Genomic DNA, 20,869 nt, shown 5'->3' with positions numbered 1-20,869 from the left:
TATTTGGTAATGGTAGTGAAAGGTGTAATAAATGTAGATTTTTTTTCAGATGAAATTAGATAAGATAGATAAGAAGTTACTAGGGTTACTTCAAACAGATAGTAAGCAAACGACAAAACAACTGTCTTTACAGTTAGGGTTGTCTGTAACTGCGGTTTATGAGCGCATAAAAAAGTTAGAAAAAGAAAAGGTTATTAAGCAATATGTTGCTTTGGTGAATAAAAACAAAATTGAAAAGTCATTTTTAGTTTTTTGTCATGTTCAGTTAGAGAAACATAATAAAGATCATATAGCAGTTTTTGAAAAGGAAGTTAATAGGTTAGAAGAAGTAACAGAATGTTTTCATGTAAGTGGAGACTACGATTATATTTTAAAGGTTTATGTGAAGGATATGGATGCTTATCGAGATTTTATAGTAAATAAACTTACTGCGTTAAAACATGTTGGGAATACTCGAAGTGTTTTTACGATTGGTGAAGTTAAAAATTCAATAGCTATTGCGTTATAGTATATCCTGTTGATTTTTATAAAAAGTATCAGCTTGAAGTTTCATTAAATTACGAGCCATTTTTTGTTTGTAGTTGTATAACTCTTCTTCCGTTTTTAAATCGGAATATATTTTATTGTTAAGGTCTTTATCGGTTTGTAAAATAGCTTCTCGTTGATGTACTTGTTGTTGAATCCAAGTTTTAACTAATGATTCATGATTTTCGAATTTATAATCGTATTCACTTTTTGAACTGATGAGTTTCGCAAAAATAGGAGCTGTTTCTATAGCTAAAAATAATAGGAAGATAAAGAAAGAAGGTAGCCAAGGCAATTTGTTTAAAGCATTAACACGAGCCATTAACCCATCAAAATTGGAAATAATAGGTTGTGTTTCACTTTCAGTTTCTTTTTGTAGCTGAGTTAAATTACTAATAGCCTCTTCTTTGGCTTTTATCTTCACAGAATTATTAGCTTTTAATTGAGTTAATTCCTGTAAAGCTTTATCATGCTTGTCTCTCTTTTCTTTATAAACAGGACCTTTACCGATGAGTTTGGTGCCTTTTCTTCCTTCAGCTTCGGCAATGTAGGTTTCATATAAAGTATTAACTTCTTTTTCTTTAGTAGTTACTTCGTTTTTTAAAGCAGTAATTTCACTATTAATTTTCTCTATTTCAGGAGTGAATTGTTGTGCAATTTGTGTTTTGTTATCTAGTGTCATCTGATTTTTCTCAGTCAACAATACTTGGTTGATTTCCTTTTCAAAAATCTTTAACTCTAAAGGTTTAGAAATTACCACAGCGATAATCATTGCAAGTAATAATCTAGGAAGTGCTTGTATAATTTCTTTTCGTTTTGACTCTCTTTTTTTTATGGTTGAAACAATAAATCGATCTAAATTAAAAATGAGTAGTCCCCAAATGATTCCGAAGAAAATAGATGTATATATATTGTCAAAAACTGTAAATAAGGCATATGCAGCAGCAATGGTAGCCATTAAAGCGGTAAAGAAAACTGTAGCACCAATACCCGCATATTTATTTTGCTCTCCATTAGCACATTTTTCTAGCAAATCTAAATCAGCTCCAGAACAAAGAAGGAAAAAACGTTTTAACATAAAATAAGCTTATAGTTTAGTAACGAGTGATTTAGGGTTTTGTTACAAAAAAAAGCCTCATTTAAGAGGCTTTTAACAAAATTAGTTTTTTATAGTTATCGGTTTGTCTGAAAGTTTAAAAACAGCTTTACCATTTTTATTCCAATTATGTAAATTTATTGAGTTGTCAGATTCTAAAAGTTTTATAGCTTTTTTGTAACTTATTTTCTTACCGTTGTAGTAATATTCAGAGTTATTGTCTTTATGTTTTTTGATATATTCCAAAGGAGAGATTGGCTCTGGAGGTGTTCTCATTCCTTTTTTAACTCTAATATGAGGAGGTGGAGGAGGAATACGTGAAACATCACCTTTTTTTACTCTAGTAGGAGGGGGTGGTATGTTTGATTCTTCTCCCATCCTAACTACTGGAGAATTTGGAGTTGGTGGAGTTCTCCTATAAACTCTTTTCTTAGGTGGAGGAGGTGGGGGAAGTTGTTTTCTTTCTTCTAAGGTAAGGTCATCATATTTTTTTTGGACTACGCTTCCATCTTCATAAGTGTAAACTACTAATGTTTTTTTAGAAGACTCTCCTTCTAAGTTTTTCTCACTATTTTTTACTTGTATAGATACAGGTGCTTTGTTAGTATCTTTTTTTTGTGCTTCAACTCTTTCGGCAAATAGAAAAGTGAATCCTGCTAGTACTGGTATTACTGCCAGCTTTTTAAGCAAAATTTTGGTACGAGAACTTTGTTTTGTCATCATTAATAATCTTTTTTTAGTTAATAAATAATTCAAATTACTGGCCAAGTAATATTCGTTGTTCCAAGTAGCTCTATTTAATAGTAAATATTGATACTCAGTAGTGTTTTTATGTGTAATAATCACTTTGTTGTCTGCTAAAAACTCATGATTTAATTTGATAGCTTTTTTGAGGAATATAAATGTTGGATTAATCCAAAAAATAATTTGTAAAAGTTCAATTAATAAGATATCAAACGTGTGCTTTTGCAATGCATGTGTTAATTCGTGTGTATAGAGTTCGGTTTCAATTTTGTTTGAATTGTATTCTTCTTTATTAATAAAAATATAATTCCAAAAAGTGTGTGGACTTATAGCATCATCTACTAAAACAAGCGTAGTTTTTCCCTTTTTAATTTTTTGATGTCGTTTTATTTTCAAAAAGATGTCAAACAAGTTTTTTGTAAAACGGATTAATAAAATGATTGCTACGATTGTATATCCAACAAATAGATATGGTGTGTAGTTAATTTCTTCAACTGTATTTGCATTCATAGTTGAATCTGTAATTAAGGAAGCTGTCGCTCTTACAGTATTCGAAACAGTTTCTATATATATTTTATAAAAAGGAGCTACAAACGAAAACAATACACTGCCTAGTAAATAAAATCGGTTGAATTGATGCATTTTTTCTCGCTCTAGTATCAAATGATGAAAGGCAAGTAATAAAGCCAAACACAGTCCTGATTTTATTAAATACGTAACCATTATTGTTGCTTTTTTATTTGCTGATCGATAATCTTTTTTAAATCTTCTAGTTCAGAAACTGATAAATCTGTTTTTTCAGTAAAGAAAGAAGCAAATTGACTCGCAGAGTTGTTAAAGAAGTTTTTAATCAATCCGTTTACATGTTTCGAAAAGTAATCTGACTTTTTAACCAAAGGAAAATACTCTCTTGCTTTTCCATCAAGCTTATAATCTACAAATCCCTTGTCTTTCATTCTTTTCAACAGTGTAGCTACAGTAGTTGTTGCAGGTTTCGGTTCGGGAAATTCAGCTAAAATATCTTTCATAAAAGCTTTTTTCAATTTCCATAAATACTGCATTACTTGTTCTTCGGTTTTTGATAATTGCATTTCTACAAAATTAAAATTAACTCTACAAATGTAGAGTTGAAAAATAAAGCAAAAAAATAACCTTGAATGAGTTTCAAGGCTATTTTGTTGATATTATTGAGATTGAATTATTTTGATAACTCAGTAAAATATTGATAGAAATATGGAATGGTTTCAATTCCTTTAAGGTAATTCCATACTCCAAAATGCTCGTTTGGTGAGTGAATTGCATCAGAATTTAATCCGAATCCCATTAAAATGGTTTTACTTTTTAATTCTTGTTCAAATAAAGCAACGATAGGAATACTTCCACCACTTCGTTGTGGAATTGGAGTAACTCCAAACGTTTCTTGGTAGGCTTTACTTGCTGCTTGATATCCAATATTATCAATCGGAGTTACATATCCTTGCCCTCCATGATGTGGTTTTACTTCTACCTTAACTGATTTTGGAGCAATGCTTTCGAAATGTTTTTTGAACAATTCAGTAATTTCTTCCCATTCTTGCCCAGGTACTAAACGCATTGAAATTTTTGCGTATGCTTTAGAAGCAATTACAGTTTTTGCTCCTTCACCAGTGTATCCACCCCAAATTCCGTTTACATCTAAGGTAGGACGGATAGAGTTGCGTTCGTTAGTAGTATAACCAGCTTCTCCGTGAACATCATCAATATCTAAAGCAGCTTTATAGTCTTCTAATGAGAAAGGTGCTTTCGCCATTTCATCACGCTCTTCACGAGATAATTCCTCAACTTTATCATAAAATCCAGGAATGGTAATATGATTGTTTTCATCGTGTAATGAAGCAATCATTTGTGTTAGAATGTTAATAGGGTTTGCTACAGCACCTCCATATAAACCAGAGTGTAAATCTCTATTAGGTCCAGTTACTTCAACTTCTACATAGCTTAAACCACGTAAACCAGTGGTAATAGAAGGAATGTCATTAGCAATCATTCCTGTATCTGAAATTAAAATTACATCGTTGGCAAGTTTTTCTTTGTTTCTAGGAACAAACCACGCTAAACTTTCAGAACCTACTTCTTCTTCACCTTCAATCATAAACTTCACATTACAAGGTAAGTTGCCAGTGTGTGTCATGTATTCTAATGCTTTTACATGCATGTACATTTGACCTTTGTCATCACAAGCACCACGAGCAAAAATAGCTCCCTCTGGGTGAATATCTGTTTTTTTAATAACTGGTTCGAAAGGAGGAGAAGTCCATAAATCGATGGGGTCTGCAGGTTGTACATCATAATGACCATAAACTAATACGGTAGGTAAGTTTGGGTCTATTATTTTTTCTCCATATACGATAGGGTATCCAGGAGTTTCGCAAATCTCTACTTTATCACACCCAGCTTTTTCTAAACTTTCTTTAACAGTATCAGCAGTATTTAATACATCTTGATTGTATGCTGGATCAGCACTTACTGACGGAATTTTTAATAAATCGATAAGCTCATTAATAAAACGATCTTTATGTTGAGCTATGTAATCTTTTACGTTTTGCATGTGTTGTATATTAATTAGCATCAAAAATAAGAAAAATAGTATACTTCTTCTTTGTAGTTTACAAGTATTGTTTATATTTGCATCCACAATTTCAAAAGTACGCGGGCGTGGTGGAATTGGTAGACACGCTAGACTTAGGATCTAGTGCCGTGAGGTGTGAGAGTTCGAGTCTCTCCGCCCGTACATTGACAATGAACATCTTAGCTACAGCTAAGGTGTTTTTTTTTGGTCTAGCGTCAAATATCTAAAAGAACCCGTAAAAGAACCCGAAAACAAATAAAAGGTGAGTTTCTCTTAGTTTTTATTATTGTTTAACTTGTTAATTACTAGTGTTTTATGTTGTTTTCGCTTGCTTTAAGCACACGCTAGATTCAAAACCTAGTGTTTTTTGTTGTGTAATGTGTTTGTTTTGAGTTGTTTATGTGGTTTGTGTATTGGTTTTTAATTGATGTTGTTATCTTTAAATCAAAATGATATAGATTCAACTTTCATAAGAAGTTTTTATAAAATAAAGACTAAAAACATCTATAGTTGATGAAGGTGTTTGAAGAGGAATAATTTATTAAAACTTTATGTTGAAAAGTTTCTATTTAGAAAATGAGATAATTTTTTATTTTTGTAAAAAAAAGATAGCTATTGATGTCCAGTTCTTTACAGGTTTTTTCGTGTGATATTTATATAAAACAATATATTATTAGTCATGAAAGTATGTTAGATTTATGTTATAAATTGAGAGAAATTTATAATAATAATGATAATAATGAGGTTTTATTAAATTTAAACTTTAAAGATTGTGTCTTTATATTTCCTGATTATGCACTGATGCTGTTGAGTACAATAAGAGAGTTAAATTTTCAAGGGCATGAAGTAAGAGGGACTTTATCTTATAATAACCCAAATGTTATTACATATTTAACAAGAATGAATTTTTTTAAAGGTTTGAATATAGAGCTACCTGAAGATTTTACAAGGTATAATTCTATGTCACTAGTAGAAATTCAGGAATATAATGAGGATAATCAAATAGAGGTATTAAATAAGATAATAGACGTCATAAAATATAATTCATGTATTAATGAAAATGTGATTACGGCTTTAGATTATTGTTTAAATGAAATATTAGACAATGTTCTTAATCATTCAAAAAAAGAAAATGGCTGGGTTGTGGCACAATATTTTAAAACCCAAAAGAAGATTAGGTTAATGGTTTGTGATACAGGAATAGGTATTCATAACGCACTTAAGGATGTTTATGGTTTTACTGAAATGGAGTCTATAAATAGGTGTATTGATAAAGGAGTTACTAATGGATTTGGTCAAGGACATGGTTTGTATGCTTCATCTTTATTTGCACATGAAAATGAAGGTAGTTTAAGTTTAATTTCGGGAAATTATAAATTAGATATTGAAAATGGAGGGAAATTTATTGGAAAAATACCTGAATGGCAAGGAACTTGTGTATATTTAAGGGTGAATACGGATATTGATGTTGATTATATGAAATTTACAGGAAGTAATTATGATCATAAAGAAACTGTTTTTGGTGATCTTTTCGATTAATTTACTATTTATATTGATTTTAAATAAAAAAAATTACCTTTGCAGTAAAATCGCTACTAACTTAATAGATTGAAATAATGGAAAAAACTATAGTGTTCTCTGAGATTGGTACTAGTTTAGGTACTAGAAATCTTGGGGCAAAAATAAGAGAGGATATTAAAATCGAAGCTAGTATAAGTGATAAAATATATATAGACTTAAAAGATGTTGATGTTATAACAAATTCATTTGCTAATGAATGTTTCGGAAAACTTAAGGATGGAATATCTATGGAGGTTTTTAAAAACAAGATTTCGTTTATTAATGCTAATGATTTTGTGAAAAAAGTTATAATATCAGCATTGTAATAAATTAAGAATCAAAATAAAAAACTCCTTTTAAGGAGTTTTTTTATTATATGATTTTGAAGGGTTAAATTTGGATACACCTGTTAATATAAACCCGCAATGTATTTGGATTAATTTTAATTATTAAAAGTTTAATAAAATGAATAATTCATATACTAGCGTTTAATACTTAAGAGGTAGAGTTTATTTGTATATAAGTTTAATTAACAAGCAGTTTCAATAGATTTTTTTGTGTCTTAAAATGCGCAAAAGAACCAGTAAAAGAACCCGAAATAAGTAATAATTAAAGAAAATTGAAAATATAAAGTATTGATTTGCATGTTTTTATTTCTTTTAAAAATTAAGGGGTAAAACTTAGGATCTAGTGCAGCAATGTGTGAGAGTTCGAGTCTCTCCGCCCGTACTAAAAAAACAAAACCTTAATTCATTGCGAATTAAGGTTTTTTGTTTTTAATGCTGTAAAAACTAACTATTTCGGTTTTATTTATAACATTTAGTTATGCAATTGTATTAGTTGAGTTTTTTTATGGTTGAGTATTTGGATGTTAATATTTTAAATATCTTTAGCATAAAAAAGATACTTTTATTTTGATAACTACACTACTTATAATTTTATATGTAGCTATTATTGCTACAGTTGCTGTTATTATTATTAATACTTCAACACCACCTAAAGCGATAGCTTATTTGTTTTTGCTGATTCTGTTTCCTGTAGGGGGAATTATCATTTATTTAACAGTAGGAATAAATCATAGAACTTATAAACTTTACAATAAAAAGCTTGAAGTAGATAAGAGTATTTTCTTTGAGCTTAAAGAAAAACTCAAAAACTATACTGAAACAACGTTATCAACTTCCAAAAGTCATTTAGGGCATTTTTATAACCTAACTAAGTTTATACACAAAGAAAATGTTTTAACAAATAATAATAAAGTTAGTTTACTTTTAAATGGAGAACGTAAATTTCCTGAAGTTATTGAAGCTTTAAAAGAAGCAAAAAATCATATACATATAGAATATTATATTTTTCAAAATGATACTATAGGAAATGAAATTGGAGAGGTATTAAAAGAGAAGGCTAAACAAGGAGTTAAAGTGCGTTTTATTTACGACGATTTTGGAAGTAAGGATATTCGAAAATCGTTTGTAAAATCATTGATTGATAGTGGAGTGGAGGCATATCCTTTTTACAAAATTAAATGGTTGTTGTTAGCTAATAGAATTAATTACCGAAATCATAGAAAAATTATTGTTATAGATGGTAAAGTTGGTTTTGTAGGAGGTGTTAATGTTTCTGAAAGATATATCAATCCTAATAAATTTAATTGTTACTGGAGAGATACACATATAAAAATTGAAGGGCTTGCTGTTTTAAACTTACAACGAGTTTTTTTAGCAGATTGGAATTTTTGTGCTGATCAAAACGTTATTGTTGAAGAAGAACTTTTTCCTGTAGGAAACCAAGAAAAAGAAAGTGAGGATAAACAATTGGTACAGGTAATTTCAAGCGGACCTGATTCTGATCACCCAGATATTATGTATGCACTTATTCAAGCAATACTGTTATCAAAAAAAGAAATATTAATTACTACTCCGTACTTTGTGCCCAGAACATCTTTTTTAGATGCTCTTAAAATAGCCAGTTTGAGTGGGGTTTCTATCAAGTTATTGGTGCCAAGTGTTTCAGATTCGAAATTAGTAAACGGAGTATCAAATTCTTTTTATAAAGAAGTTTTAGAGATAGGAGTAGAGGTGTATAGATATAAAAAGGGATTTGTGCATGCAAAAACAATGGTATTTGATGAATTAGTTTGTTCCGTAGGAACAGCTAATTTAGATGAACGTAGTTTTGATTTAAATTTTGAAATTAATGCGTTGGTTTATGATAAAGATTTTGCAAGTCAGTTGAAAAAAGCTTTCTTAGAAGACTTAAAAGATAGCGAAAAAATAGAGCTGCATCAATGGAATAATAGACCTGTTTTAATACGTTTTACAGAAAGAGTAGCTCGATTGTTAGCTCCTATTTTATAGTGAAATTTAATAAAAATAGCAGTAAAACTTCTCAAGGATAAGAAGTTTTACTGCTGTATATCCAACAAAAAGAGCTTTCTTAAATTATTTTATTCTTTAATTATAAACATGGATCTGCGATTTAGCTGATGTTCATCTTCACTACACGTAGTTTGGTTATTACATTTGTTAATAAGTTCCGATTCTCCATATCCTTTTGCAGTTAACCTGTTTATATCAATTCCTTTTTTAAGAAACCAATCTAATGTAGCTTGTGCTCTATTTTCAGATAATCTTGAATTGTATAAATCATTACCTCTAGAATCGGTATGTGATTCAATATGAATTTTTAAAGTAGGATACTCTTTTAATGCGGCCAGAATTTTAGCTAATTCAATTTCTGCATCAGGACGAATATTAGATTTGTCATAATCAAAATAGATAGGTTGTAACGTTAATCTACAACCTAAATCATTTGGAGGACACGGGTCAGAGAGTTCTAAAGCTAAAGGCATGTTTAACTTAATAGGCATTTTTATAGTTTTAGGATTGTTAGGAGTTTCTATAACCTTTTCTTTTGGATGATACTTTTCTTTCTTTGCTCTCAAAGTATACTGTTCTTGACAGTCTAATAGAAAAGTAAAAGTAGCATCATTACCAACAGTAACTGTTTTTACTTCTTTATTGTTACTGTCAATTAAAGTAACTTCTGCATTTGGAATTAATTCGCCAGTATTTTTATCCATTACTGGTCCTTGAATTGTAATTTCACAACGTTCCCAAATTTGATAAATATCGTCGCTCTTGCTTCCTTCTTTGCCATCACGATTAGATGTAAAATACCCTATTCTATCTTCTTTTATTATGAAGCCGAAATCGTCTTTTGGACTGTTTATAGGGTCTCCAAAAGTAGAAACTTCTCCATGAGAGTTTTCTTCTAGGTTTGTTACAAAAATGTCTAAACCTCCCATACCAGAATGCCCATCACTTGAGAAATATAGGTTGTTTTCATCACTTACAAAAGGGAATGTTTCTCTTTCAGCTGTATTAATTTTATTCCCAAGATTTACAGGACTTGTATAAATATCTTCACCTAAGATTTTTACATACCAAATATCAGACATTCCCAAGCTACCGGGCATGTCAGAAGAAAAGTAGAGTTTATCTTCGTCAGGACTAAGAGTTGGGTGTCCAACAGAATAGTTATCACTATTAAAAGGAAGTTCTTGTATGTTTTCCCAAGAATTTCCATTTCTGGTAGCTTTGTATATTTTGAGTCTAACTACATGATCTCTATCTCTCTTCTTTTTACCATTTAAGTAGTTGTTTCTAGTAAAATACATTGTATTTCCGTCTTTTGTAAAAACAGCAGTAGACTCATGATAAGGAGAGTTAACATTTTTGTTAAAAGCTTTTACTTTTCCAAAATTCATGTCTTTATCTAATGATACCTGATATAAATTTAAGAAAGGTTGTTCATTCCACCCAGCAAGATCATCTGTCTGTTCTTTTGATAAAGATGGATTTTTTCTACTTGAAGCAAAGACAATATTGTCACCATAAAAAGCTGGTCCAAAATCAGAATATTCTGTATTAACAGGAATTTTTTCTATTTCAAAAAGTTTGTCATGTACCCCTTTTTTAAATAAAGTGTCAGCAACATTTTTATAAGAATCTAAAGAAGTAATTTTGCCTCCTTTAAATCTATATATTTCCATGAGTTTCTCAGCTTCTTCAGGTTGGTTAATACTTTTTAAACATTGTGCAGCTCTAAAATAATCAATAGTAAGGGCTTCGTTTGGAAACCTGTCTATTAAATTGTAATACCATTTTGCAGCTTTTGAATAATCACTGTTAAAATAGTATGTGTTTCCCAGCTTTCTGTAAATTTCGGCTGATCCGTAGTTTTTTTCAACAACTTTTAAATAGATTTTTCGAGCGTCTATAAAGTCGTAGGTGTTATACTTAGTGTTTGCCTTTTCAACTAGTGCTATTTGAGCAAAAGTAGCAGAGCTTATAAAGGCAAATAAAAAGTAAAAAATTAAATAATGCTTTTTCATGATATTAAAATTTTAGAAGAATCTTGGTGTTAGTATGCGTTCAGGATTATTGAAAATATCAAACGTTAAGAAGAATTCGTATGAACCATTACTGTGATCTTCAATATCGGTAGTTTGAAAGTCATAACCCATTCCTAAGAATAACTGATTAGTTATTTGAAATCCTGCCATGGCGCTAATTGCAGCGTCCCATCGATAAGAGGCTCCAAGGGTAAATTTATTATTGAATAGAAAATTTGCAGATAAATCAGCTTGTAAAGGGGATCCATTAACCCATTTAAACATAGTTGCAGGTTTAAGTTTTAGGTTTTCACTAATATCAAAAACATAACCAGCTATTAAAAAGTAGTGTAAACGCTCTATAGCTATAGCATCTTCATTACTGTTATTAGCACTGTCTGAATTATAATGTTTGGAATTGAAAAAGTTAGGTACTGATAATCCTAGGTAGAGCCTGTCATTATTATAGTAAATACCTGCGCCTATTTGAGGTTGCACTTTTTTATCAATATTTTCTGCAAATTGCCAATCGTTATCATCATATATGTTTAGTTTAGAGTAGTCTACATCAAGTATACTTAGTCCTCCCTTAATCCCGAAAGATATTCTTGAGCGGCCTGATAAAATTAAGGAGTAGGCATAATCTATTGTAATACCTGTTTCGTTAGAAGGACCTATTTCATCATTAATAATAGAAAGTCCTATTGCGTTTCGTTTTAAGGTACCTAAAGGCATATTAAAAGTAAAAGTCCCTGTATTTGGAGCACCTTCAAATCCAGCCCATTGTGTTCTGTATAGTAAACCTAAACCAAGAGCATTTTTTGAACCAATATAACCTGGGTTTACAACTTGAGTGTTATACATGTATTGTGTATACTGTGGGTCTTGTTGAGAAAAACACACATTTACACTAATAATTATTAATAGTAATATAGAATAATGTTTCATTAGGTTTAGTGGTTTTTAGTTTCTTTTTAGATATAAATATCCTTTGTTAGTCATAGCTTCTTGGTCAGAGTTCCATCGTGTTAGTATATAGAAATACGTACCTGTAGGTAGTTTTTGGTCTTTACTAACTGTTGCACGCCCTTCAGAAATTCCTCTAAATAAGTTTCCGTTAATTCCATAAGCATCAGTTTGATAAACTAAAACCCCCCATCTATTAAAAACCTTCAGGTTGTTGTTAGGGTAATTTTCAATACCATTAATACGGAAGAAATCATTGGCTCCGTCATCATCAGGAGAAACAGCATTAAAAATTTCAAAAGCAATTTCTTCAACAGGTAAATCCGTTATTGTAGGGTCATCAGGATCACCATCATTGTCAATATCAATATCATCTAAATTATTTGGGTCGTCAGAAGTATCAGTTACAGAACCTCCTGAAGAATCTTCTGCTGTAACCAACGCTTGATTAGTAACGGATTCGTTTGTCAAGTCTTGCTCAGTTATAACATAAATGGCAGTAAAGGTTGTGTTATCTACTTCACCAGGCAATAGTTGAGAGATGGTGCTACCGTTAATTGTAATTCCAGGTAAGTTATCTTGTAAAGTAATATTATATAAAACTGAATCTCCGGTATTGTATATGATAAAACTATATGTTATGGTTTCTCCAACATTAGCATATCCATTTCCATTAGCATCATTAAAGGTGCTTACTTTTTCAAGGGAAATACTATTATTAGGTTGACACAACGTAGTTTGGGTTTGATCATCTTCAAGAATACTGTTGTCGTCAGATAAATCACTTACATTATTACCGCTAATACTTGTACCTGTAACAGTTGCTTGATTATTAACTGAACCATTATCAATGTTAGCTTGAGTAATGGTGTAACTAGCAGAATAATTCCAAGTTTCATTAATATCAAGTTGATTGTCATTGTTAGTGTCACCAGATGCAAGAGTAACTGTACCACCTAGCATTGGATCAGTAAGAACAACATTCGTAATAGTGGTATTACCAGTGTTTGTAAGCGTAAAATTGTAAGTTATTGTTTCTCCTACGTCACTACAACCATCGGTATCTTCATCATTGAAAGTAGCTGTTTTAATAAGAGCAATACCATCTGATTGGCACAATGTAGTTTGGGTTTGATCGTCTTCAAGTATACTATCATTATCAGATAAATCACTTACATTATTACCGCTAATACTTGTACCTGTAGCAGTTGCTTGGTTGTTTACAGAACCATTATCAATATTAGATTGAGTAATGGTGTAACTAGCAGAATAATTCCAAGTTTCATTAATATCAAGTTGATTGTCATTGTCAGTGTCACCAGATGCAAGAACAATTGTACCACTTAGCATTGGATCAGTAAGAACAACATTGGTAATAGTGGTGTTACCAGTGTTTGTAAGGGTGAAATTGTAAGTTATTGTTTCTCCTATGTTACTACAACCATCTGTGTTTTCGTCATTGAAAGTAGCAGTTTTAATAAGTGCAATATTATCGGATTGACACAATGTAGTTTGTGTTTGATCGTCTTCAAGTATACTATCATTATCAGATAAATCACTTACATTATTCCCGCTAATACTTGTACCTGTAACAGTTGCTTGGTTGTTTACAGAACCATTATCAATATTAGATTGTGTAATAGTATAACTAGCAGAATAAATCCAAGTTTCATTAATATCAAGTTGATTGTCATTGTCAGTGTCACCATATGCAAGAGTAATTGTACCGCCAAGCATTGGGTCAGTAAGAACGACATTCGTAATAGTGGTATTACCAGTGTTTGTAAGGGTAAAATTGTAAGTTATTGTTTCTCCTATGTTACTACAACCATCTGTATTTTCGTCATTAAAAGTAGCAGTTTTAATAAGTGCAATACTATCGGATTGGCATAGTGTGGTTAGTGTTTGGTCGTCTTCAAGTACACTATTGTCATCAGATAAATCTGTAACAATTACACCTAGTGATGATTCTCCTCTAGCTGTAGCTTGATTAGTAATTGACCCAGTATCAATATTTACTTGTGTTAAGGTGTAATCAGCAGTATAAATCCAAATTTCACCTACATCAAGTGTATTGTTGGTGTTTAAATCTCCTGAATCTAGAGCAATAGCTCCGCCTAGTAGAGGGTCATTTACAGTTACATTTACTAAACCGGTATTACCTTGGTTGGTAACTGTCATTGTATATGTTATAGTTTCGCCAACATTACTACATCCATCTAAATTTTCATCGTTAAAAGTAGCTGTCTTAACAATGGCGATGCCTGGTGCTTGACATAAATCAATAGATGTTATGTCATCCTCTAGAACACTATTATCGTCTGATACATCAGTTACTGTACCTCCTGAAACAGTATTTGCTTGTACGGTAGCTTGGTTTTCGACAGATGTATTTGCTATATCAGGTGGAGTAATAATGTAAGATCCTGTGTATATCCATACTTCATCAACATCTAATTCATTATCTGAGTCAGTGTCTCCCGAACTGTAAGAAACCGATATTAAGGGATCGATTACGACTACAGAATTTAGTGTTGTGTTTCCTGTGTTTATTACAGAAAGAATGAAAGTTATAGTTTCTCCATCATCGCTACATCCATCACCATTTTCATCATTAATTGTTCCTTGTTTAATCAGTGCTATATCTTCGGTTTGACATAAACTAACTACAGTTGGATCGTCTTCTAGTGTGCTGTTGTCATCAGATAAATCACTCACATTGGTTCCTCCTGTACTCACTCCTGTAACAGTAGCTTGACCAGTAACAGAACCATTGTCAATATCGTCTTGAGTAATAATATAGTCTAGCGAATATATCCATGTTTCGTCAACATCTAGTTCATTATCACCATCAGTATCACCAGAGTTTAATGTTAAAGGAGAAGGAGAAATAGGGTCTGTTAATTCAACGTTTGTAATACTAACATTCCCTGTATTGGTCACGGTATAAGTATATGTAATTGTTTCGTCTGGATTTGCACATCCATCACTGTCTATGTCATTAAAAATGCCTTCTTTTAATAAAGCAATACCAGCTTGTTGACAAAAAGTTGAGTTAGTAGCATCTATATATCCACCATAAACTTCAATTGAGTTTACTGCTGCAACTAAAGAGTTTACAGTTAATTGAATTTCATCAAAACTAGTGCTAGTATCAAAAGCTATAACATAAAAACTATCTGTGCTAGTTGGAGTAATATTTACTAAACCTAGAGCTTCAAGAGCGAGTAGGTTGTTTGCTGTTTGTTGCTCTTGTTGAACGCCATCAAGGTAAGTTGTGATGGTGAGTGTATTTAATAAGTCTGCTTGCAGTAAATCATTTGTATCTCTAATTACAAAACCAGCTTGGGTACCAGCAGGGTAATCAACAAGTACGTCTTGAACTGAAATTGAAGCACTTCCTGCTACACCAGCTACAATGTTTATAAGAGCATAATCAGAATTGTCCTCAGATATAACATTTACGGCATTGTCAACTTCGCAAGCGATACAAGCAACACCGTCGGTTCCTGTATTTTCGTTGTTAATAATAACCGAACTACTAGGATTTGATATTACGTAAGGTTCATCACAATTAATTATTCCTGGGCAGAAAGATTGAAGTACCATTCCGTAAATTCGGGTACTACCTAAATTTAAAGAAAGAGTTTGTGTTATAGAAAGTTGTACTTCGTCAAAAGGTGCTGTGGTTATGAATCCTAATCGTACAGATTCACTTCCTGTTAATAATAATCCAGAATATACAGGAAGTAACTCGGTTGCACCTGTTTTTGATTCAACAAGTACTCCATCTAGATAAGTTGAAATAGTAATGGCGTCAAACAATTGAGTGTTTAGAAGAGTGGTGTTTTCAATATCAAAACCAGCAAAAGTATCAGCGGCATAATCGGTAATTTCGTTTTTATAAGCTATAGATGCTGTACCTGCTATGCTACCCCAGCTAATAAGTTTATAGAAGCATAGTTTGAAGTGTCAGAATCGATAGCATTGTTAATGTTGTTAACGCTTCCCAGTGTTAAAAGCCCTCCATTTCCTGTATGCTCCTCTACAGCTCTAACAGGAAAGTTTGGTTTGGTAAGTTGAGTAGCCGTGTTACAAGTTAATTCAGGTCCTTCACAAAATCTATTTGTTACAGCTGCATAAATGTTTGTTGTTGATGCTACTCCAGCTAAACTTGAAATTGAGATTTCAACGGCATCATAATTCATTGAGGTGTAAAAGCCAACGTAAAATTGATCGTCTCCTAAAATAGGACTATCTAAAGTTAGTAAGGAAGTACTTGTATTCGTTTCTTGTTGTGTTCCATCAAGATAAGTTGTTATTGTAATAGCATTTAAAAGATCGGCTTGAAGCACGGAAGTATTCTCTATCAAAAAACCTGTATAACCACCTGATTCGATAAACTCACTAGCTGTATTATCTGTTACTGTTAAAGTATGTGTTACTCCAAGACCAACAAGCGTTGATACAGAAGCAAAGCTAGAAGGGTCGGTATCTATAATATTATTAGCGTCTGAAATTCCACAGCCTACTACACAGAGTCCAGAAGTATTTTCACCTACTGTTAAATCTGTAAAATTATCATTTGTTATAGCTACAGGATTTTCTGTATTACAAGGAATAGGATATTGTACACCATCAGTAAAAATAATATATTCTGCTGTAGATTGACATCCGTTAGCATCTGTTACTGTTACGTTGTAGCTTCCTTGGGTTAAACCAGAAATAGAAGAAGATGTTTGACCTCCAGGACTCCATAGATAGGTGTAGGGAGGTGTTCCTCCAGATACAGATAAAGAAATGCTTCCATCTGAAGCTCCTATAGAGGTTTCTTTTATTTTACTTCCAGATATTTCAATCGAATTGTCTACGTAGCTGCCATAAACCTCAATACTATTAATAGTAGCAGCGAGTGAGCTGACAGTAAGCTGAATTTCATCGTATTGAAGTGAAGTAGAAAACCCCACTAAATAAAAACCATTAGTTGTAGATGGAGTTATATTTATTAGACCTAAAGCTTCAAGAGCTAGTAAATTATTTCCAGATTGTGTTTCTTGTACTGAACCATCTAAATACGTTGTTATAGTTAGAGAATTTAATAAATCTAATTGTAAAAGATCATTTGTATCCCTAATAACAAAACCAGCAGAGCTTCCAGAAGGAAAATTACTTAGAACATTTTCAACTGAAATAGAAGCTGTACTTGCAACACCAGCAGTTACATTTATCATAGCAAAGTCAGATTCACTTTCGCTAATAACATTTGTTGCGTTATCTACTTCACAAGCCACACAAGCTACTCCATTTACACCAGTGTTTGTGTTATTAATTATTACAGGTTGAGAAGGATTGTTTAATAACGTAGCTGTGTCACAGTTTAAATCACCCTCACTAAAAGCTTCTAATATGAGACCATAAACTCTAGTGCTTCCTAAATCTAAAGAAAGAGTCTGTTGAATGGATAATTGAACTTCATCAAAAGGTAATGAAGTAACAAAACCTATTTGAGAGCGTTCGGTTCCTGTAAATAACAAACCGCTGTCTACGGATAGTAGTTCAGAGCTTCCTGTTTTAACTTCTTGTTGAACACCATCTAAATAAGTTGTTATGGTAATCCCATCAAGTAGTTCTAGATTTAAAACAGATGCATTTTCAATATCAAAACCTACATAAGTTTGTGCAGGATAATTTGTTAATTCATCTTTTATTGAAATACTACCAGTAGCTATAACTCCTAGGGTAAAATCAATACTAGCGTATGTGTTACTGTTTGAATCAATTGCTGAATTGGTGTTTGTAACAGTACCAACATTTAAAAGACCTCCCATTCCAGTACGTTCATCAACAATACGAGCAGGAAAATCAGGTTTGTTTAGTATAGTAGGGGTATTGGACTCTAAAGTAGGGCCAACGCAAAAACTGTTAGTAACAGGATAATAAATTTTAGTGCTTGATGCAATACCAGCTAAACTAGTAGCGGAAATTTCAATACTATCATAATCTAAAGTCGTATAAAAACCCACATAAAACTGATCATTATTCAGTAGAGAGCTGTCTAATGTTATTAATGAATTTCCAGAATTTGTTTCTTGTTCGGTACCATTTAGATAAGTTCTTATGGTGATTGAGCCTAGTAAATCTATTTGAGCTACAGAACCGTTTTCTATTAAAAAACCAGCATAACTTCCAGCTTCAAAATATTCATCGGTTGTTTCATCGGTTACTGTAATTGTATGGGTTACTCCCAATCCTAATAATGTGGATACAGTAGCGTAGTTTGTAAGATCAGAATCTGTTAAATTGTTGAGATTAGAAATTCCACACCCTAACAAACAAAGACCGTCAGTGTCTTCATTTACAGTTAAATCAGTGAAGCTAGATGAAATAATAGCAACAGGAGAATCGGTATTACAGGGCACAGTTATTGGCGGAGAGAAATTAATATTGTCATTTAAATTTCTTTTTTCAGAAAAGGATGTAAGAATCAAGAACAAGAAAAATAATGAAGTGAATTTGAACTGTATGCAAGTTTTTTGCAACGTTAAGTACGTTTGGGTAATTCTTTTCATAATAGTTGATTGGTTAGACATTGTAAAGAACCCGTCAAGTCCTAGATAGTGTTTTACGGACACAGACAGTCATTACATTAGTTTAATAATGTTGAAAATAGCTTCTAAATAGTAAGATGTAATAGCTAATTTTTTAACAAAGCAATAATTCAGAGTTCATTTTACGGGGGTATAATTAGTTACTGAGTATTAGATATAAGTTATAAAACTTCCAAAAAATGGGAGTTTAAAAAGCAACAGCATTGTTGTTGAAGTAGCAGTAGGTCGATTTAAAATTTTCGTGAGAAATAATAGTTAATTACAGCTAACCTTTTTGGTAAGGTAAGAGATAAGTAATCATAATGATAGAGCTTAAATTAAAAAAACTTAAAATGTGTTCCAGTAAAACCAAATAAGGAATTACTTAGTTTCCAACAGTCAATAAATATTGACAGTAAATAGTATTTTAACTTTAAGGGTACTTTTTTTTTAAAAAAAACATTGATTCGCCGCGATAAAATCAATATTTAAATCATTAATTCTTTGTGAATATAATAAAAAAAAATCTAAAATAAAACATATTAATTAATGGAATTTGATTTTTATTGTGTTTTTGTCTGTGTTGATTGGTGCTTTTAGTTAGGGTTGATTTTAGATTATAATTTGAGTTGAGGGGTTAAAGGATAGTTATTTAATATCGTTTGTTAAGAATGTATTAACAATTTTTTAACTTCGTTTAGTTCGGTTTGTTCCGAACTAAACTTATTTTTGCAATGTAAATTTTTAATGATGATGAATCAAGCAGAAAAGAGAAAATGTGAATTAGTTGAGAAGCTAGGTATTTTTTTGGAAAAAAAAGAACAGTTAGCTCCAGTGGCGGCAAGGATATTTTCACACATTATTTTAACAGGAAAGCAAGGAACAACTTTTGAAGATTTGGTGTCTGGTCTGTGTGCTAGTAAGAGTACGATTTCAACACACCTTAATCACCTACAAGGATTAAAGAAGGTAAGTTATTTTACAAAAACAGGTGATAGGAAAAAATACTTTATCCTAAATAGTGATACTATGCTACAAGGAATAAGCAATATGGTAGAAGAGTGGGAAGGTGAAAAGGAGCTACATATAGAAGTTAAAGAATATAAAGAAGGTATTAATAAAACATTGAAAGAAGAAGATAAGTTTGATCTTGATTTTCATGATAGTTTTATTGAGTTTTTAAATGGAGCTATAGAATCTATTACTAAACTGAAAGAAAAATTATAAACCACAAACACTAATTATTATATACATAAAATGAAATATCAACATATATACGGTATTGCTATTCTTAGCATTGTTGCATTATTTTTTACAAGCTGTGGAAAACAACAACAACAAAACCAACAGAAGCCAACAGCGCTGCCTTTTCCAGTAGTTAAAGTAGCAAAAAAAACAATAACAGATTACCAAAGTTATCCTGTAACTATTGAAGGAGAAGTAAATAGTGAAATAAGACCAAAAGTTTCTGGATACGTAAAGAACGTTTTGGTAAAAGAAGGACAGAAAGTTAAACAAGGGCAACTATTGTTTAAGTTAGAAACCCAATCATTAAGTCAAGATGCTGAGGCAGCAAAAGCAGCTGTAAATACAGCACAGGTTGAAGTAAATAAATTAAAACCATTAGTAGAAAAGAACATTATTAGCCCAGTTCAATTAGAAACAGCAAAAGCAAGTTTAGCACAAGCTAAAAGTAGTTATAACAGTATTGTAGCTAATATTAATTACGCTAATATAAAAAGTCCTGTGAACGGGTTTGTAGGTTCAATTAATTATAGAAAAGGAGCTTTAGTAAGTGCACAAAGTGCAATGCCACTAACAAAAGTAGCTTCTATAAAAAATGTATATGCATACTTTTCTATGAATGAAAAAGAGTTTTTAAATTTCATTGCTTCAGCAGAGGGTGATACAATGAATGAAAAAATTAAAAAATTACCACCAGTAAAGTTATTGTTAGCTAACGGAAAAGAGTATGAGCAAACTGGAATTATTGAAACCATTGCAGGAGATATTAACCAGCAAACAGGAACTATTAGCTTTAGAGCAAAGTTTGATAATAAAGCAGGCTTGTTACGTAACGGAAGTAGTGGTACAATCTTAATACCTAAAGTACATAACGATGCATTAATTATACCTTCAGAATCTACATTTGAACGTCAAGGTAAGGTATATGTTTATACAGTAAATAATGACTCTTTAGCTGAAAAAACTATTGAAGTAGAAGCACAAGTAGGAAAGCTTTATGTGGTAAAGTCAGGATTAACAATAGAACAAACCATTTTAGCTAAAGGCTTAAATAAAGTTCGTTCTGGAGCAAAAATTAAACCTGTTCCAACACCTTTAGACAGTATAGTTAACTCATTCGATACGGTATTTAAATAATAAAG

General features: G+C 31.6%; 14 protein-coding genes and 1 tRNA gene. 7 read left to right on the top strand and 8 right to left on the bottom strand.

Translation table 11 applies throughout. The annotated features are described in order from the left end of the window. The first annotated feature begins 49 nt into the window (after positions 1–49). A complete protein-coding gene (locus tag VCM48_RS08010; RefSeq protein ID WP_274639496.1) occupies positions 50–508 on the top strand; it encodes an Lrp/AsnC family transcriptional regulator in 459 nt (152 codons plus the stop codon). Here the strand turns inward: VCM48_RS08010 and VCM48_RS08005 are convergent. The 4 genes from VCM48_RS08005 to VCM48_RS07990 all read right to left on the bottom strand — a co-directional run bounded on the left by VCM48_RS08005 (position 503) and on the right by VCM48_RS07990 (position 4,952). Next, positions 503–1,603, bottom strand: coding sequence for a DUF4407 domain-containing protein (locus VCM48_RS08005; RefSeq protein ID WP_482270166.1), 1,101 nt, complete (start codon positions 1,601–1,603; stop codon positions 503–505). The two genes, VCM48_RS08010 and VCM48_RS08005, sit on opposite strands and share 6 nt — an antisense overlap. Before the next feature lie 81 nt (positions 1,604–1,684). Then, entirely contained in the window at positions 1,685–3,088 is a 1,404-nt protein-coding gene (locus VCM48_RS08000) for a M56 family metallopeptidase (RefSeq protein ID WP_482270165.1), read from the bottom strand. Further along, complete coding sequence (locus VCM48_RS07995; protein ID WP_274639499.1) at positions 3,088–3,456, bottom strand: BlaI/MecI/CopY family transcriptional regulator; 369 nt, start codon at positions 3,454–3,456, stop codon at positions 3,088–3,090. Before VCM48_RS07995 ends, VCM48_RS08000 begins: the two co-directional genes overlap by 1 nt. 107 nt (positions 3,457–3,563) lie before the next feature. Beyond that, on the bottom strand, positions 3,564–4,952 hold the full coding sequence (locus VCM48_RS07990; RefSeq protein ID WP_482270164.1) for a dipeptidase: 1,389 nt from the start codon (positions 4,950–4,952) through the stop codon (positions 3,564–3,566). A gap of 101 nt (positions 4,953–5,053) precedes the next feature. Between VCM48_RS07990 and VCM48_RS07985 the strand changes: the two genes are divergently transcribed. From VCM48_RS07985 to cls, 4 genes are all read left to right on the top strand, one after another. After that, positions 5,054–5,135, top strand: a tRNA-Leu gene (locus VCM48_RS07985). Positions 5,136–5,681: 546 nt separating this feature from the next. After that, entirely contained in the window at positions 5,682–6,512 is an 831-nt protein-coding gene (locus VCM48_RS07980) for an ATP-binding protein (RefSeq protein WP_482270163.1), read from the top strand. A 77-nt stretch (positions 6,513–6,589) separates the two neighbouring features. Then, positions 6,590–6,859 (top strand): STAS-like domain-containing protein, encoded by a 270-nt coding sequence (locus VCM48_RS07975; RefSeq protein ID WP_482270162.1) that lies wholly within the window; start codon positions 6,590–6,592, stop codon positions 6,857–6,859. Positions 6,860–7,447: 588 nt separating this feature from the next. After that, positions 7,448–8,890 carry a cardiolipin synthase gene (cls, locus tag VCM48_RS07970; protein WP_482270161.1) on the top strand — a complete coding sequence of 481 codons (1,443 nt, stop codon included), beginning with the start codon at positions 7,448–7,450 and terminating at the stop codon, positions 8,888–8,890. Positions 8,891–8,979: 89 nt separating this feature from the next. Here the strand turns inward: cls and VCM48_RS07965 are convergent, their stop codons facing one another. The 4 genes from VCM48_RS07965 to VCM48_RS07950 form a co-directional block, all read right to left on the bottom strand. Continuing rightward, entirely contained in the window at positions 8,980–10,929 is a 1,950-nt protein-coding gene (locus VCM48_RS07965) for an OmpA family protein (RefSeq protein ID WP_482270160.1), read from the bottom strand. Positions 10,930–10,941: 12 nt separating this feature from the next. Further along, entirely contained in the window at positions 10,942–11,877 is a 936-nt protein-coding gene (locus VCM48_RS07960) for a PorP/SprF family type IX secretion system membrane protein (RefSeq protein WP_440122694.1), read from the bottom strand. Between the two features lie 15 nt (positions 11,878–11,892). Further along, complete coding sequence (locus VCM48_RS07955) at positions 11,893–15,720, bottom strand: DUF7507 domain-containing protein (RefSeq protein WP_482270159.1); 3,828 nt, start codon at positions 15,718–15,720, stop codon at positions 11,893–11,895. 101 nt (positions 15,721–15,821) lie between these two features. Further along, positions 15,822–18,464, bottom strand: coding sequence for a SprB repeat-containing protein (locus VCM48_RS07950; protein WP_482270158.1), 2,643 nt, complete (start codon positions 18,462–18,464; stop codon positions 15,822–15,824). Between the two features lie 768 nt (positions 18,465–19,232). Between VCM48_RS07950 and VCM48_RS07945 the strand changes: the two genes are divergently transcribed. Further along, positions 19,233–19,709, top strand: coding sequence for a GbsR/MarR family transcriptional regulator (locus VCM48_RS07945; RefSeq protein WP_274639556.1), 477 nt, complete (start codon positions 19,233–19,235; stop codon positions 19,707–19,709). Positions 19,710–19,739: 30 nt separating this feature from the next. Then, the gene (locus VCM48_RS07940) at positions 19,740–20,864 is read left to right on the top strand and encodes an efflux RND transporter periplasmic adaptor subunit (protein ID WP_482270157.1); all 1,125 of its coding nucleotides are present in this window, start codon (positions 19,740–19,742) and stop codon (positions 20,862–20,864) included. Positions 20,865–20,869 lie beyond the last annotated feature (5 nt).

The organism is Tenacibaculum sp. DPLXC6, from assembly GCF_056815515.1.
This window is presented reverse-complemented; position numbering and strand designations above follow the sequence as displayed.